This is a genomic window from Streptomyces gossypii, from assembly GCF_025165795.1.
Classification (GTDB): domain Bacteria; phylum Actinomycetota; class Actinomycetes; order Streptomycetales; family Streptomycetaceae; genus Streptomyces; species Streptomyces gossypii.
On record NZ_JAJAGO010000002.1, the window covers coordinates 542,579 to 556,756 of the forward strand.

Consider the following 14,178-nt stretch of genomic DNA (forward strand, 5'->3'; position numbering starts at 1 on the left):
GTGCCACCTGACCCCATTGTGACTGGTTGTCATGGCGGGGTAACTGTCCGCTATGGGTCGGTCCATCGGCATCCGCCGAGGTTGAACACCTGAGAGGGCAATTCCATCGGTTTGGCCGACGTGGCCAGACGGATGGTGTAGTTGTAGTGCCGAGGACAAGCCGTTCGTCCTATAACCGACTCGGCTCGCGTGCACCATTTCGGGCAACGCGGGTCAAGGTGCAGAATTTAGAGGAAAGAACCGTGATGGTTCGGTTCTCCCGAGGAGGCCGCTCATGACCGCTCGCACCCCTGATGCCGAGCCGCTGCTGACCCCGGCTGAGGTTGCCACCATGTTCCGCGTGGACCCGAAGACGGTCACTCGCTGGGCCAAGGCAGGCAAGCTCACGTCCATCCGCACGCTCGGAGGACACCGCCGTTACCGCGAGGCGGAGGTGCGCGCACTCCTTGCGGGCATCCCGCAACAGCGCAGCGAGGTCTGAAATCAGAGGCAGTACAGCGAAATAACCGCATAATCCGGCGTCTTCCGGGGTTCCCCCACTTCGTTTCGACGTCAGTGGTACGGCGAGCAAGTGCCGTACGACGCGCATGACATGCATGGCACGCACGACGCGATCGCGCTGAACTCCGCCGGGTTCAGCGCGATTTCGCATTTCCGGGGCGGGTCGCACCCGCCTCCCTCGAGTCCCGTGAGCCTCCTCTCGGGGCCGGCGGCCGTGGTCGAATCCGCGGTGCGGCGGGGGTGTCCGGCCGAGGGGCGGATGGTCTGCCGATCACTTGGCGGAGGGTGGGGGTGGCACTGAGGGACGCAGTGAAATTGCACATATTAAATTGTCGAAGCGTAGGGGAAGCATAAGTTCCCCCGGTTCGGCGTCCGAGTCAGTGACTCCCGTCACATTGCGAACCTCTTGTCCCGGTGTGCGCCCGCACGATATTAGGAGACGCCGCTTCCAACGGATCCTCCGCGGGCCCGTTGACCCGCGCCGCCGGACGGCCCGCGGTCTGCCCGCCGCCGCTACTCCGCTGCGGACTCCGCCCCGGGGCTCGGGGCGGCCCGCACGGCGGTCTCAGCGCTCTCCTGACCCTGCTTCAGCTCGGCCTCCCGGCCTGCCTCCCCATCTGTCTGCGCGCCTGTCTGCGTGCCTGTCTGCGTGCTTGCCCGGGGTCTTGTCTCCCCGCCCGGCTCCGCACCGGGAGCGGGATCTGTCTCGGGAACGGATTCAGCGACCGGCTCCGGAACGGACACCAGACGGGGCCGCTGGACGAACTGCTGGACGTCGCCCGGGTCCGGCTCCGGGCCGGACTCCATCGCGAGCCGCAGCAGCCGGTGGCAGATCGGGCAGTGACGCGTGGCGTGGCGGTAGGCGGAGGCCGCCGCCAGATGGGCGCGCAGCAGAGCTCGCGTCTCGTGGCGCCGCGCACTTGTCGGACGGGGGCTGATGGGAATGGTCGTCATGCCGCTCACCTCCCTGTAGCTCAGAGGTACCGGCGAGCCGTAGCGGCGTCAAGACGCCAGAACAGGTCAGTGGAACCAGCCCCGGGCACATACAGCCACCCGGCCGTCCACTCCGGCACGCAGTGACACGCCCCGTCGTGTCAGGGTTGCCCTGCATGGGGGAAAGAGAAAAGACCCGCACCCCGAGAGGTGCGAGTCTCTGCTTCTGCTGCGGTCCTGACGGGATTTGAACCCGCGGCCTCCACCTTGACAGGGTGGCGAGCACTCCAAGCTGCTCCACAGGACCTTGCTTGCGCGCCGGGCGCGAAGGCAGACTCTACCGCAGCTCGGCCGTGCGAGCGAATCGCTTGGAGCGGCGGTCCTCCGGCGCAGCCCTCGCCCCCCCCGGGAACCGGCTTGCGGCCTGGTGCACGACAGCCAGTGGGTCAGGTCGTCACCGTCCGGGCGGAACCGCCGCGTCCACCGCCTTCATGACGCGCTTGTCCGACACCGGATACGCGGTGCCCAGCGCGTGCGCGAAGTAGCTGACCCGCAGCTCCTCGACCATCCAGCGGATGTCGCGGGCCGCCTTCGGTACGGGACGCCCGCGCGGGAACTGCTCCAGCAGCCACAGGTACTCGTCCCACATCTCCTTGACCTTCGCCATCCGGGTGCGGTCCCGCTCCGCGTTGTTCGGGAGCTGCTGGAGGCGGCGGTCGGCGGCGACGAGGTAGCGCAGCAGGTCAGGCAGCCTGCCCGCCCCGTGCAGGGTGACGAACCCCGGGCAGATCAGCGCCGCCAACTGCTGCCGGACGTCCTCCAGCGAGGGCTGCAGCACGGTGCTCCGGATCGTGCGCAGCCGCTGCTCGCACGAGTGCCAGGCGGCCAGCACCTCCTGGACCTGCTGGACCGTCCGCAGGGTGGCGTCCACAAGATCAGCGCGTACGGCGTCGGACAGCTTGCGGAACGCCTCCTGATCCCAGGCGGGGCCGCCGCGCGCCGCCACCAGCCGGTCCACGGCGGCCGACACGCAGTCCTCGAAGAGCGCTTGGACGCTGCCGTGCGGCGAGCGCGAGAGCGCCAGCTTCTGCTGGTTGCTCAGCTTCGACTGGGCGAACTTCGCCGGATCGGAGGCGATGCCCCGGAGGATCAGCCGCCGGGTGCCCCGCCACATCGCGTCCTGCTGCTCCTCCGCCGTGTCGAAGAGCTTCACCGAAACGGAGTCGCCGTCGTCGACCAGCGCCGGATACGCCTTGACCGGCTGGCCCGCCCGCCGCGTCTCGAAGGTGCGGGGGAGGGCGCCGATCGTCCAGCTGGTCAGGCCCGTGCGCTGGGTGGGGGAGGGCGCCTGGGTGCCGCTCTCCGCGGCCGCGCCCGCCTGCCGGGCACCCTCGCTGCCCGAAGGGGCGCTGGGCGTACCGGAGTTCTTCCGGGAGCGGGCCGAGGAGTCGAACGCCTTGGAGATCGCCTCCTGCGTCCTCGGCCTCAGCTTCAGCTGGAGCGCCTCGATGTCCTTGTCCTCGGAGTACCCCGAGAGCTTGCGGTGCCGCTCGTCGACGACCCGGAAGGTGATCCGCAGGTGTTCGGGCACCTTCGCCCAGTCGAAGTCCGCCTGCTCCATCCGTACGCCCACCAGCCGTTGCAGCTCGCGGGCCATCGCGGAGGTGAGCGGCTCCCGGGGCGCGGTGTCCCCGCCCTGCTCGGGGGCGGCGGCCAGGAAGCGCCGGGCGAAGTCGGGGGCGGGCACGTAGTTGCGGCGGATCGGCTTGGGCAGCGAGCGGATCAGCTCGGTGACCACCTCGGCACGCAGCCCCGGGATCTGCCAGTCGAAGCCGTCGGCGGTCACCTGGTTGAGTACGTGCAGCGGTACGTGGACGGTCACCCCGTCGGCGTCCGTGCCGGGCTCGAACTGGTAGGTCACCGGGAAGGCCAGCTCACCCTGGTGCCAGGTGTCGGGGTAGTCGTCCTTGGTGACATGGCCCGCGCGCTCGTTGATGAGCATGGACTTCTCGAAGTTCAGCAGATCCGGCTCGTCGTGCCGCTGCTTCTTCCACCAGGAGTCGAAGTGGGCGCCGGAGACCACATGCTCCGGGATGCGCTGGTCATAGAAGTCGTAGAGCGTCTCGTCGTCCACCAGGATGTCGCGTCGGCGGGCCCGGTGCTCCAACTCCTCAACCTCGTCCAGGAGTTTGCGATTGTCACTGAAGAACTGGTGGTGGGTGCGCCAGTCGCCCTCGACGAGTGCGTTGCGGATGAACAAGTCCCGCGAGATCTCGGCGTCGATGCTTCCGTAGTTGACCTTACGCTGCGCGACGAGCGGCACGCCGTAGAGCGTGACCCGCTCGAAGGCCATCACCGCCGCCTGTTTCTGTTCCCAGTGCGGCTCGCTGTAGGTGCGCTTGACCAGGTGGCCGGCGAGCGGTTCGACCCACTCCGGCTCGATCTTCGCGTTCACCCGCGCCCAGAGTCTGCTGGTCTCCACCAGCTCGGCCGACATCACCCAGCGCGGCGGCTTCTTGAACAGCGCGGAGCCGGGGAAGAGCGCGAACTTGGCGTTCCGCGCGCCCAGATACTCGTTCTTCTCGGTCTCCTTCAGGCCGAGATGGGAGAGCAGACCGGCCAGCAGCGACTGGTGGATCGGTACGTCGCCCGCCTGCTCGCGCTGTTCGTCGAACTGGAGTTTCATCCCCTTCACGACCTGGCGCAGCTGGGCGTAGATGTCCTGCCACTCGCGTATCCGCAGGTAGTTCAGATACTCGGCCTTGCACATCCGGCGGAACTGCGAGGAGGACAGCTCCTTCTGCTGCTCCCGGATGTAGCGCCACAGATTCAGGAAGGCCAGGAAGTCGCTTGTCGCGTCCTTGAAGCGGGCGTGCTGCTGGTCCGCCTGCTGCTGCTTCTCGGAGGGGCGCTCGCGCGGGTCCTGGATGGAGAGGGCGGCAGCGATCACCATCACCTCGCGCACACAGCCGTTCCGTTCCGCCTCCAGCACCATGCGGCCCAGTCTCGGGTCGACGGGAAGCTGCGCCAGCCTGCGGCCGATCGGGGTGAGTTCACGGGCCTTGGCCTGCAACGCCCCCAGTTCCTCCAGCAGTTGGACGCCCGCCTTGATGCTGCGGTGGTCCGGCGGGTCGATGAAGGGGAACTTCTCCACCTCGCCCAGCCCGGCCGCGGTCATCTGCAGGATGACGGAGGCCAGATTCGTGCGGAGGATTTCCGGGTCGGTGAACTCGGGGCGGGAGAGGAAGTCGTCCTCGGAGTACAGCCGGACGCAGATGCCGTCCGAAGTACGGCCGCAGCGGCCCTTGCGCTGGTTGGCGCTTGCCTGCGACACCGGTTCGATGGGCAACCGCTGGACCTTGGTGCGGTGGCTGTAGCGGGAGATGCGGGCCGTGCCGGGGTCGACGACGTACTTGATGCCGGGGACGGTGAGCGAGGTCTCGGCGACGTTCGTCGCCAGCACGACGCGCCGTCCCGAATGGCGCTGGAAGACGCGATGCTGCTCCGCGTGCGACAGGCGGGCGTAGAGCGGGAGGATCTCGGTGTGCGGGAGGCTCCGCTTGTGCAGGGCGTCCGCCGTGTCGCGGATCTCGCGCTCGCCGGAGAGGAAGACGAGCACGTCGCCGGGGCCCTCGGACTGCAGTTCGTCGACGGCGTCGCAGATGGCGGTGATCTGGTCGCGGTCGCGCTCCTCGCTGTCCTCCTCCAGCAGCGGCCGGTAGCGCACCTCCACCGGGTACGTACGGCCGCTGACCTCGACGATCGGCGCGCTGGGATGGGCCACCGCGCCGTCGGCCGGGGCAGTGTCCACCGGTGCGGTCGGCGGTCCGGACGTGCCGGCCGCCTGGGCCGGGACCGTGGCGGCGAGGTCACCGAAGTGCCGGGAGAAGCGCTCCGGATCGATCGTCGCGGAGGTGATCACGACCTTCAGGTCCGGGCGCCGGGGCAGCAGCTGGGCGAGATAGCCGAGCAGGAAGTCGATGTTGAGACTGCGCTCGTGCGCCTCGTCGATGATGATCGTGTCGTACTGGCGCAGTTCCCGGTCGGTCTGGATCTCCGCCAGCAGGATGCCGTCCGTCATCAGCTTGACCAGGGTGGTCTCCTTCACCTGGTCGGTGAAGCGGACCTTCCAGCCCACGGCCTCGCCGAGATCCGAGCCCAGCTCCTCGGCGACACGCTCCGCGACCGTACGGGCCGCGATCCGGCGCGGCTGGGTGTGACCGATCAGGCCGCGGATGCCCCGGCCCAGCTCCAGGCAGATCTTCGGGATCTGCGTCGTCTTGCCGGAGCCCGTCTCGCCCGCGACGATCACCACCTGGTGATCGCGGATCGCCGCCAGGATCGCGTCCTTCTTCTGGCTGACCGGCAGCTGCGGCGGATAGTGGATCTCGGGCAGGGCGGCGCGGCGGGCGGCGACACGAAGTTCGGACTCGTCCATCGCGGCCGCGATCTCGGCGAGCACCGCGGCGCGCGGCTCGGGCTTGCGGATCCTCCGGGCGCCGTCGAGGCGGCGGCCGAGCCGCTGCTGGTCGCGCAGCATCAGCTCGGGCAGGCGCTCCAGGAGACCGGGGAGCGTGGGGGCGGCGGCAGCAGGCGTAGTGGACATACGGACCCCAGGATCTCACCTCCCGGAATCGGGTGGCGAATCATTTCCTCCGCGCCGGGGGAGTGCGGGAGTGACCGTGGGGCGGGCGAGGGACACAAAAGCCGGAGTAATCCCGGTTTAGGGTGATTCGCATGAGTGATGAGTCCGAGCGGTCCGGTCCTGCTTCCGAGCCCGCTCCCGAGCCCGCTTCCGAGTCGGGACCGGCCCGGTCCGGTTGGTCCGGCCGGTGGCAGGCCTTCCGGGAGTCGCCGTTCTTCCCTGCCGTGACGGTGGCGCTCATCCTCGCCGGGGCGGCCGGGCTCTTCGCGGGCTCGTACACCTATGCCATGGCGGACCCCACTCCGCGCCGCATCCCCACCGCCGTCGTCGGGCAGCTCACCGAGGGCGGCGAGGCGGCAAAATTCGTGGCCGGGATGGAGAAGGCGCTCGGCTCCTCGCTGGACCTGCGCCTGTACCGCACTTACGCGCAGGCACGGGACAACCTTGAGGCGCAGCGGGTGTTCGCGATCCTCGCACAGCCGGGTGACGGCCGGGTACGGCTGGACATCGCCAGCGCCGCCGGTGCCTCGGTTGCACAGGTGCTCGCAGAGACCGCGCCGAAGGTGGGCGAACGGGCCGGGGTACGGGTCACCGTCCGGGACGTGAAGCCGCTGGACGAGGGTGACCCGCGCGGACTGGCGCTCTTCTACATCTCGATGGCGGCGGTCATCGTCGGCTTCGTCGGAGCCATTCAGCTGAGTGTCCACGCGAGCGGACTCAATCCGCTGGAGCGGATCGGCTTCACCGCCCTGTACGCGCTGCTCGGCGGCTTCGTCATCTGCGCGGTGGAGAACTGGCTGCTGGGATCCGTCCAACTGCCCTTCGTGCACACCTGGTTGATCCTCGCGCTGACCATGTTCACCTCCGGGATGGTCTTCACCATGTTCAACACGCTCTTCGGACGATGGTCGATGCTGCCGACCTGGGGCCTGATGGTGATCCTCGGCAACCCGTCCTCCGGCGGCGCCGTCTCCTGGCCGCTGCTGCCGTCCGTACTGGGCGAGATCGGCCGCCTGCTGCCGCCCGGCGCCTCCGTGAACGCGCTGCACACCGCCGTCTACTTCGCCGGCCACCAGCACGCGCAGCCGTACCTCGTCCTGGCGGCCTGGGCGCTGGTGTCCTGCTCGGTCTTCTGGATCTGGCGCCATCGGCACCCCGGCGGGCGCGCGCCCCGTGAGCCGCGCGAGCCGGACCCGGAGACGACTCCGGCCCCGTCCACCGCGTGAACACGTGCGGTGGCCGGGGCGGTGGCAGGTCCGGTGCGGTGACGGGCTGTCAGGAGCGGGCCCCGGCCCGGGTCACCAGGCGAGGGCGTCGGGCTGCTTGCTCTGCCAGTGGGTGACCGCCACGGTCTTGTCGGTCAGCTCCCGGTTACCGGGAAGGGGGAGCTGGATGGCGAGTTGGTGATCGCCAGGCATGCGGATACGCACGGATGCTCCCGGACACGGGAAGGCGACCTCCCCTCCCTGAACCCTCCCTCAACCCTCCTTCGGCCTCGCCGTTCCGCCCGCTCCACCCGCGCGGCGGGCGCGCAGGGCCTCGCTGAGGGCGTCGAGCGCCGGTACGGAGGCCGTGAGCGTGGCCCGGTGCTCGGCGGGCAGCGTGGCCAGGGCGTCGGCGAAGATGTCCGCCCAGGCGTTCTCGATCATGGCCATGCCCTGGACCGCCTTCATCGTGACGTGCAGCCGGGTGATGCGGCGGTCGTCCGGGTCGGGGCTGCGCTGGAGCATGCCGAGATCCACCAGGCGGCGGACCGTACTGCTGACGTTGCTCGCGTGCAGCCCCAACTCCCGGGCGAGCGCGCCGACGGTAACCCCGGGCTCGTGGTGGACGTAGCGCACCAGCTCCAGTTCGGCGGGCGGCAGCCTCCACAGCCCCGCCTCGTCCATGCCCTCGAAGCGCAGCACCCGGGAGAGCGCGTAGAGGGACGGAGTCAACTCTCGGGCGCTGCCCAGCAGTTCATCATCAACCCGGCCGCCACCCGCTGCCGCCCGGCCCGCTCCCTCGTCCACATCTGACGTATCTCTCACCCCTCCATACTCCTGCATGCTAGCTTCTCTACTCCTATAGCTATATAACTATACTCAAGGAGTAGCCCTCTCATGCCGCTCGCCACCAACGGAGACCCCCACCGAGCCGCCAACCGGCTCACCCACCTACTCACCGCCGCGCTGGCGCTGCTGTCCTTCGTGGTCCCGCTCGCCACGGACATGTATCTGCCCGCGTTCCCGGAGATGGCACGCGAGCTGCGCACGGATGCCTCCGGTGTCCAGCTCACCCTCACCACCTTCCTGGGCGGACTCGCCCTCGGCCAACTGGTGTTCGGGCCGCTCTCCGACCGGTACGGACGGCGCGGGCCGATCCTCGCGGGCGCGGCCGTCTGCACCCTGGCCACCGCCGCCTGCGCGCTCGCCCCCTCCCTCACCTGGCTGGCGGTGCTGCGCTTCCTCCAGGGCTTCAGCGGCGCGGCCGGCGTCGTGATCGGGCGCGCCGTCGTCGCGGACGTCGCCCGGGGAGCCGCCGCCGCCCGGCTGCTCGGACTGCTGATGACCCTCGGCGGCATCGCTCCCATCCTGGCCCCGCTCGTCGGCGGCCAGGTGGTGGAAGCCGTCGGCTGGCGCCCGGTCTTCTGGCTGCTCGGGGCCGCCTCGCTGGTGATGCTGATCGGCGCGCAGGCCGGCATCCCGGAGAGCCTGCCGAAGGAGCGGCGGCAGCGCGGCGGAGCCCTCGCGATGGTGAAGGGTGTCCGCGAGGTGCTGCGGGACCGCCCGTACGTCGGCTACACGCTCTCCTTCACCTTCTCCTTCGGCATGCTCTTCTGCTGGATAGCGGGCTCGCCCTTCCTGCTCCAGAACGTGCTGGGCCTGAGCGTGGGCGTCTCCGCGTTCGTCTTCTCCGGCGGCGCACTGATCGCGACGGCCGCCAGCGCCACGGGCGCGAAGCTCGTCGTACGGTACGGCGCCGCCGCGCTGCTCCGCTGCGGACTGCTGACGGTCTTCCTCAGCACCCTGGCGCTGTGCGTGTCCGCGCTGGCCGGGGCGCTCGCGCTGGTCCCGGTGCTGCTGCTCCTCGGCGTCGTCTGCGCGGGCTTCGGGCTGGTCATCGCCAACGCCGCCGCACTGGCGATCGAACGCGTGCCGCACGCGGCGGGCGCCGGATCGGCGGTGCTGGGGGCGCTGCAGAGCGCCCTGGGTGCGGTGGTCGCGCCACTGGTCGGCCTGGGCGGGGAGCACACTGCCATACCGCTCTTCCTCGGCATGGCCGCCTCCGCCACCCTGGCCCTCGCCTTCCTGCGCCTGACCCGCCACCCGGCCGCCCGTACCGGCACACCCGCCGCCGAGCCCGCGTGAGGAAACCGTGGTCCTGCCCCGGTTGTCCGCCCCGGTCGGGGGCCGTTGTCAGTGGCGCCTGCGAGCATCCACAGCATGGACTCCCCGCACCGATCCCGCACCAGCCCGACTGCCACCGACACCGCCCTGACCAGCGCTATCACCGCCTACTGGGACTCCGCCGCGCCCTCCTTCGACGACGAACCCGACCACGGCCTGCGGGACGCCCGTACGCGCGCGGCATGGGCGGAGCGGCTGGCCGTCTGGGTGCCTTCCCGGTCGGCCGAGGTGCTCGACGTCGGCTGCGGTACGGGCTCGCTCTCGCTGCTGCTGGCCGGAGCCGGTCACCGGGTGACGGGTGTGGACGCGGCACCGGGCATGGTCGCGCGGGCACAGGCCAAGCTCCAGGCAGCGGGGCTGCCCGCGCACTTCCTGGTGGGCGACGCGATGGCGCCGCCCACGGGAGAGCAGCGCTTCGACGTCCTGCTCTCCCGGCACCTCCTGTGGACCCTGCCCGATCCTGCGGCCGCACTGCACGAGTGGGTCTCCCGCCTGCGCCCGGGCGGCTGCCTCGTCCTGGTCGAGGGCCGCTGGCGCGAGTCGGCCGGGGCCGACGCCACCCCGCCCTATGCCGCCGGCGCGGAAACCCTGCCCTGGTACGGCGGCGTGCGCGCGGACACCCTCGCTGCCACCCTGGGCCCCCTGGTCGCGGGCCTCCGTGTGGAGCCCCTCAGTGACAACCCCCACCTCTGGGGCGGCCCTGTCTCCGACGAGCGCTACGCCCTCCTCGCCCACCTCTGAGGGGCGCCCCACTCGGATCTTCGTCAGTCGACGCCGCGACCACGATCTGGTCCCGAAGACGTCCCTTCCGTCGACCGGCGAAGATCCTTCCACCGGCACGCGCGAAAGCCCCCGGTGAGCGGGGCTCACCGGGGGCTTCTTGCTGCTCTTCGCGGAAGTGGCTGGGGCCGGGGTCGAACCGGCGACCTTCCGCTTTTCAGGCCGTGCACACTGTGGCTGCGACCTGATCATGAGGTGCGGGGCGGGTCTCCGTTGGCCGCTGCCGTGCGCTGCTGTTGGCGTACGGGTTGGCGTACAGAGGCCGGGCGCGCAGGCAGCCCGAAGGGCGTGCTCAGCGGATGTGTCCCGTCTGGCTACGTCGTCCGACGATACCTGTGTCAGGGTTGGTGTGAGCCACCCTAGGGAAGTGAGGATCACCGATGGCAGAGACCGCAAGGCAGATCGCGGACGACCTGCGATCGCGCATCACCTCGGGCGAGCTGGACGCAGGGGACCGCCTGCCCGGCGAGCCTGCCCTTGTCACGAAATACGGAGTGGCGAAGGAGACCGCCCGCCGTGCGCTCACGCTGCTTGTCACGGAAGGATTGGCGGTCCGCAAGCGAGGAAGCGGCACGTACGTACGCGATTTCCGACCGATCCGCCGCGTGGCCAACCGTCGGCTCGCACAAGACGGCTGGGGCGCCGGACGTTCCATCTGGGGGGCCGATCTGGGAGACCGCCAGCTCTCGGTGGTTGATCTCAAAGTCAGCGAGACGGCCCCGCCGAGTCAGGTCGCAAGGTCGCTGGACCTCGGTGAAGCCGAGTCCGTGATCGTACGTAGTCGCCGGTTCGTCGTGGAGGGCGAGCCCGTGCAGATGGCCACCTCCTATCTCCCCGCTGAGCTCGTACGCGAGTCAGCGATTGCCCAGCCTGACACCGGGCCCGGCGGTACTTACGCACGACTGGCTGACCTGGGGCTTGCCCCGGTGCGCTTCACGGAGGAACTGCGAGCCCGGATGCCAAGCCCGGCTGAATCCGATCTCCTTGCCCTCTCCGAGGGAACACCGGTGGTGGAGATCTGCCGAACGGCCTTCACGAAGGAGGGCCGCCCCATCGAGGTGAATCAGATGCTCCTGGACGCAGGCGTCTACGTCCTGGAGTACCACCTCGACAGCTAACCGCAGACAGCCCGACTCAGAGGGAGCCCGCCACGCGGCGGGCTCCCTTTTTGCTGCTCAGAGAGCGGTTGAGGGCAGGCGATTGACATCCCTAGGGATGTGACTCTATAAATGTCCCTAGGGAGCTTTTCGAGCTTCCGGCACACCTCGGAGGGGCCTTCTTTGGGCTGCTTCGAAACGCCCGGAGGACTCCGTGAGAAGGGTCCGAAGGAAGGCGTCTGGATCTTGAAAACTGAACAGTTGATGCGGTGACTGAACCCGGGATTTCCGTAATCCGGCCCGGGTGAGCCCCTGGTAGATCCCTCGCTAGCTCGCGCTGCCCACGGTTGTGGGCCTGTAGGTCACCGCCCCGCGCCGCCGCGCCCCGGTAAGCCCACGGGAGCAAGCGTCTAGGCGCGGACCTCTTCGTCACGCGAAGCACCTTCCCGCCCCTTCGGGCGGTGCGCGGCACTGCCGCGTCACGCAGTCCTGAGCTGCACGTCGTCCCCCTCCGGCCGCCCCATTGCGGGACCGGCACGAAGGGGCGTCGGCGTGGGGCAGCAGGAAGGCCCCACCACACAGAAGCGCGCCACCCGGGAGTCCAGTCCCGGGCGGCGCCGTACAGGCACCCGACTAGGAGGCACCTGTGATTCCCAGCTTCACATATCCCGTGTTCTGCGGGGTGAGCGATGACTGAGCAGGAGCGCCAGCAGCTCGAAGAGGAGCTGCGTCGGCGCAACGAGCAGTCGGAGCAGGACGCGCGCGCCAAGAGGCAGTGAGCGCAGCGAGAGGGGTCCGCGCCGCGCAGCACGCGGCGGCGCGGGCCCTGTCGCGCTATGGCATCGGCCATCCCGCTGCCCGCGCACTGCTGACGGTCGCTGCCGGTGCGGCTGCCGCCGCCTACGCGGCAGGCCACCACGTGCGCGACATCCACCCCACGGAGTCGAGAGGACACCGCAGAACATGAACATTTTGCGACTCAACAAGCCCGCCCGCACCGAGCCTGAGCCCACCGTCGCCGAGCTGGACGCGATCGAGTGCGAGATGCCGCTGATCGCGGCTGAGGTCGAGTTGCTGGACGCGCAGATCATCAGCCTTGACCGCCCGCTGACCGAGTTGGACAGCCGCCGCATCCGGCGGGCCCGGCGGAAGGTCCTCGCGGCACGTCGGCGCCTGACCGCACACGCCCGTCAGGGGGTGTCGGCATGAGTGCCGTGGTCGAGGCGAAGAACGAGGTGAAGGCGGAGATCGCCCGCACCGACACCAAAGCGAGCCTGCTGCTGGCCTTCAACGGGGTGGCGCTGGCGGGTATGTGGAGCATCGGCTCACAGCCCGGCGTCCCGATCGGGGCGCGGATCGTGGGCGGTCTGGCCGTGGTGCTGCTGCTGGCGTCGGTGACGCTGCTGCTGCTCGCGGTGCGGCCCCGCCTCTCCCCGACCGCCGCCCGCGTCGGCTTCCCCCGCTGGGCGGAACTGAGTGCCGAACAGCTCACGACGGAGCTGGCCCAGGACCGCACCGCCGATCACGTGGTCGCCTTGTCGGGGATCGTGATGGCCAAGATGCGCGGTCTTCAGACGGCCGTGAACCTCACCCTGCTGACGGGAGCTCCGCTGGCTGTAGCCGCTGTGGTCACCCTGTGGGGTGCGCGGTGAACCGGTTCGCGAAGGTGCTGCTGGTCGCCGCGCTGGTCGCCGTGGTCGGCATGGCGTTCCGGGTGTCGTGGAACGCGCTGCGGGATGTGGCCACCACGGTCGGCGCGGATCCGACGGCCGCGCTGCTCTACCCCATTGTGGTCGACGGGCTGATGGCGCTGGCGCTGGTCGCCACCCTCGTACTGACGGGTGATGACCGGCGGTTCGCGCTGCGGGTGCTGGCCGGGTACACCCTGGCCTCACTCGCGCTGAACTACGTGCACGGGCTGGTTCCCGGCCTGCACGACGGCGGGCAACGGATGCAGCTCGCGCAGTGGGCACCGGCCAACTGGGCACTGGTCTTACTGGCCACCAGTCTGCCGGTCGGGTCGATTTTCTTCGGCTCCGACCTCGTCGCCAAGGTTCTGCACCACCGATCGGACACCAGTACAGACGATCAGAAATCGACCCAAGTCGATATCAATCGGTCTACCTCTGACCTCGAAGAGTCGACCCCGGAGCCGGTCGCGGCCGTGCCCGACCCGATCGAGCTTCCAGTGTCGGCACCGGTCGAGGTGCCGGTGCCGGTCGAGTCGGCGCCGGTGCTGTCGACTGTGGCGGCGGAGTCGGGCCTGCCGCGTCGGGCGACCGGTCGGGTACCGACTGCCGCCCGCACACCCCGACCGGTCCGCACCCCGGCCCAACTGCTGGCTGAGGCACGGTCGGCAACCGCCGACTGGCCCGACGGCAAGCTGACGGCTGAGGGCATCCGCAAGGCCGTCCACACCTCAGCCGACAAGGCACGCGGTCTGCGCGACACCTTGCGGGCGGAGCGCGCTGCGACGGCTGAGGCCGCGTGATGAGCGCGCTCCCCATCTTCCGTTGGCGCCTGGCCCCCGAGGGCTACGCCACCCGCCGCCAGCTTCGCGCACAGGGCCTTCGCCCCGGCGGCCAGGACGTGGCCGCGCAGCTTGAACGGCCGCGCCGCCGTCGCGGTCCGCTGGTCGCCTACCTCTACCGCGTCGACCGCGCCAAGCCGGTCCGGCCGATGACACCAGCGCGGTGGGCGGCGCTGGCCAAGGCCAACACGGCTCGCCGCCTGTGTTCCGCCTGCGGAACGGATGCGGGCTACGTCATCCCCACTTCGCTCGGCACCTGCGTGCCGTGCGCCTACCCCCAGGACGAACAGGCCGCTGCCTGAA

13 protein-coding genes, 1 tRNA gene and 1 pseudogene are annotated in these 14,178 nt (G+C 69.9%); 10 read left to right on the forward strand and 5 right to left on the reverse strand.

Annotation, left to right across the window (positions count from 1 at the left end; all coding sequences use genetic code 11):
* Window positions 1–274: 274 nt before the first annotated feature.
* Window positions 275–481 (forward strand): developmental transcriptional regulator BldC, encoded by a 207-nt coding sequence (gene bldC, locus LHJ74_RS06000; RefSeq protein ID WP_027749187.1) that lies wholly within the window; start codon window positions 275–277, stop codon window positions 479–481.
* Between the two features lie 815 nt (window positions 482–1,296).
* Here bldC and LHJ74_RS34355 read toward each other — a convergent pair.
* From LHJ74_RS34355 to hrpA, 3 genes and pseudogenes are all read right to left on the reverse strand, one after another.
* Window positions 1,297–1,455, reverse strand: a pseudogene (locus LHJ74_RS34355) (DUF6274 family protein); the annotation flags it as partial.
* Between the two features lie 211 nt (window positions 1,456–1,666).
* A tRNA-Asp gene (locus LHJ74_RS06010) sits at window positions 1,667–1,741 on the reverse strand.
* Window positions 1,742–1,888: 147 nt separating this feature from the next.
* Complete coding sequence (hrpA, locus tag LHJ74_RS06015; RefSeq protein WP_260216450.1) at window positions 1,889–6,040, reverse strand: ATP-dependent RNA helicase HrpA; 4,152 nt, start codon at window positions 6,038–6,040, stop codon at window positions 1,889–1,891.
* 131 nt (window positions 6,041–6,171) lie between these two features.
* On the opposite strand from hrpA, the gene LHJ74_RS06020 reads away from it, so the two are divergent.
* Window positions 6,172–7,305 (forward strand): ABC transporter permease, encoded by a 1,134-nt coding sequence (locus tag LHJ74_RS06020; protein WP_260216451.1) that lies wholly within the window; start codon window positions 6,172–6,174, stop codon window positions 7,303–7,305.
* A gap of 72 nt (window positions 7,306–7,377) precedes the next feature.
* Here the strand turns inward: LHJ74_RS06020 and LHJ74_RS06025 are convergent, their stop codons facing one another.
* Together LHJ74_RS06025 and LHJ74_RS06030 are read right to left on the reverse strand one after the other, a co-directional pair.
* Complete coding sequence (locus LHJ74_RS06025) at window positions 7,378–7,509, reverse strand: hypothetical protein (protein WP_260216452.1); 132 nt, start codon at window positions 7,507–7,509, stop codon at window positions 7,378–7,380.
* 48 nt (window positions 7,510–7,557) lie between these two features.
* Window positions 7,558–8,109, reverse strand: a complete 552-nt coding sequence (locus LHJ74_RS06030; RefSeq protein ID WP_260216454.1) for a MarR family winged helix-turn-helix transcriptional regulator — start codon at window positions 8,107–8,109, stop codon at window positions 7,558–7,560.
* Window positions 8,110–8,181: 72 nt separating this feature from the next.
* Between LHJ74_RS06030 and LHJ74_RS06035 the strand changes: the two genes are divergently transcribed.
* The 8 genes from LHJ74_RS06035 (at window position 8,182) to LHJ74_RS06070 (ending at window position 14,177) form a co-directional block, all read left to right on the forward strand.
* Complete coding sequence (locus tag LHJ74_RS06035; protein ID WP_260216455.1) at window positions 8,182–9,429, forward strand: multidrug effflux MFS transporter; 1,248 nt, start codon at window positions 8,182–8,184, stop codon at window positions 9,427–9,429.
* 75 nt (window positions 9,430–9,504) lie between these two features.
* Window positions 9,505–10,209 carry a class I SAM-dependent methyltransferase gene (locus LHJ74_RS06040; protein WP_260216456.1) on the forward strand — a complete coding sequence of 235 codons (705 nt, stop codon included), beginning with the start codon at window positions 9,505–9,507 and terminating at the stop codon, window positions 10,207–10,209.
* 419 nt (window positions 10,210–10,628) lie between these two features.
* Complete coding sequence (locus tag LHJ74_RS06045) at window positions 10,629–11,366, forward strand: GntR family transcriptional regulator (RefSeq protein ID WP_260216457.1); 738 nt, start codon at window positions 10,629–10,631, stop codon at window positions 11,364–11,366.
* A gap of 754 nt (window positions 11,367–12,120) precedes the next feature.
* The gene (locus LHJ74_RS06050) at window positions 12,121–12,312 is read left to right on the forward strand and encodes a hypothetical protein (protein ID WP_260216458.1); all 192 of its coding nucleotides are present in this window, start codon (window positions 12,121–12,123) and stop codon (window positions 12,310–12,312) included.
* Window positions 12,309–12,554, forward strand: coding sequence for a DUF6284 family protein (locus tag LHJ74_RS06055; RefSeq protein WP_260216459.1), 246 nt, complete (start codon window positions 12,309–12,311; stop codon window positions 12,552–12,554). Before LHJ74_RS06050 ends, LHJ74_RS06055 begins: the two co-directional genes overlap by 4 nt.
* A complete protein-coding gene (locus LHJ74_RS06060) occupies window positions 12,551–12,997 on the forward strand; it encodes a Pycsar system effector family protein (RefSeq protein WP_260216460.1) in 447 nt (148 codons plus the stop codon). Before LHJ74_RS06055 ends, LHJ74_RS06060 begins: the two co-directional genes overlap by 4 nt.
* Window positions 12,994–13,836, forward strand: coding sequence for a DUF2637 domain-containing protein (locus LHJ74_RS06065; RefSeq protein WP_260216461.1), 843 nt, complete (start codon window positions 12,994–12,996; stop codon window positions 13,834–13,836). Before LHJ74_RS06060 ends, LHJ74_RS06065 begins: the two co-directional genes overlap by 4 nt.
* Window positions 13,836–14,177 carry an RRQRL motif-containing zinc-binding protein gene (locus LHJ74_RS06070; protein ID WP_260216462.1) on the forward strand — a complete coding sequence of 114 codons (342 nt, stop codon included), beginning with the start codon at window positions 13,836–13,838 and terminating at the stop codon, window positions 14,175–14,177. Before LHJ74_RS06065 ends, LHJ74_RS06070 begins: the two co-directional genes overlap by 1 nt.
* The last annotated feature ends 1 nt before the right edge of the window (window position 14,178 follow it).

What these genes read in the sequence shown, in the direction of transcription:
- bldC (WP_027749187.1), top strand. Translation starts at nt 275, where the DNA reads ATGACCGCTCGCACCCCTGATGCCGAGCCGCTGCTGACCCCGGCTGAG.
- hrpA (WP_260216450.1), bottom strand. Translation starts at nt 6,040, where the DNA reads ATGTCCACTACGCCTGCTGCCGCCGCCCCCACGCTCCCCGGTCTCCTG.
- LHJ74_RS06020 (WP_260216451.1), top strand. Translation starts at nt 6,172, where the DNA reads ATGAGTGATGAGTCCGAGCGGTCCGGTCCTGCTTCCGAGCCCGCTCCC.
- LHJ74_RS06035 (WP_260216455.1), top strand. Translation starts at nt 8,182, where the DNA reads ATGCCGCTCGCCACCAACGGAGACCCCCACCGAGCCGCCAACCGGCTC.
- LHJ74_RS06040 (WP_260216456.1), top strand. Translation starts at nt 9,505, where the DNA reads ATGGACTCCCCGCACCGATCCCGCACCAGCCCGACTGCCACCGACACC.
- LHJ74_RS06045 (WP_260216457.1), top strand. Translation starts at nt 10,629, where the DNA reads ATGGCAGAGACCGCAAGGCAGATCGCGGACGACCTGCGATCGCGCATC.
- LHJ74_RS06055 (WP_260216459.1), top strand. Translation starts at nt 12,309, where the DNA reads ATGAACATTTTGCGACTCAACAAGCCCGCCCGCACCGAGCCTGAGCCC.
- LHJ74_RS06060 (WP_260216460.1), top strand. Translation starts at nt 12,551, where the DNA reads ATGAGTGCCGTGGTCGAGGCGAAGAACGAGGTGAAGGCGGAGATCGCC.
- LHJ74_RS06070 (WP_260216462.1), top strand. Translation starts at nt 13,836, where the DNA reads ATGAGCGCGCTCCCCATCTTCCGTTGGCGCCTGGCCCCCGAGGGCTAC.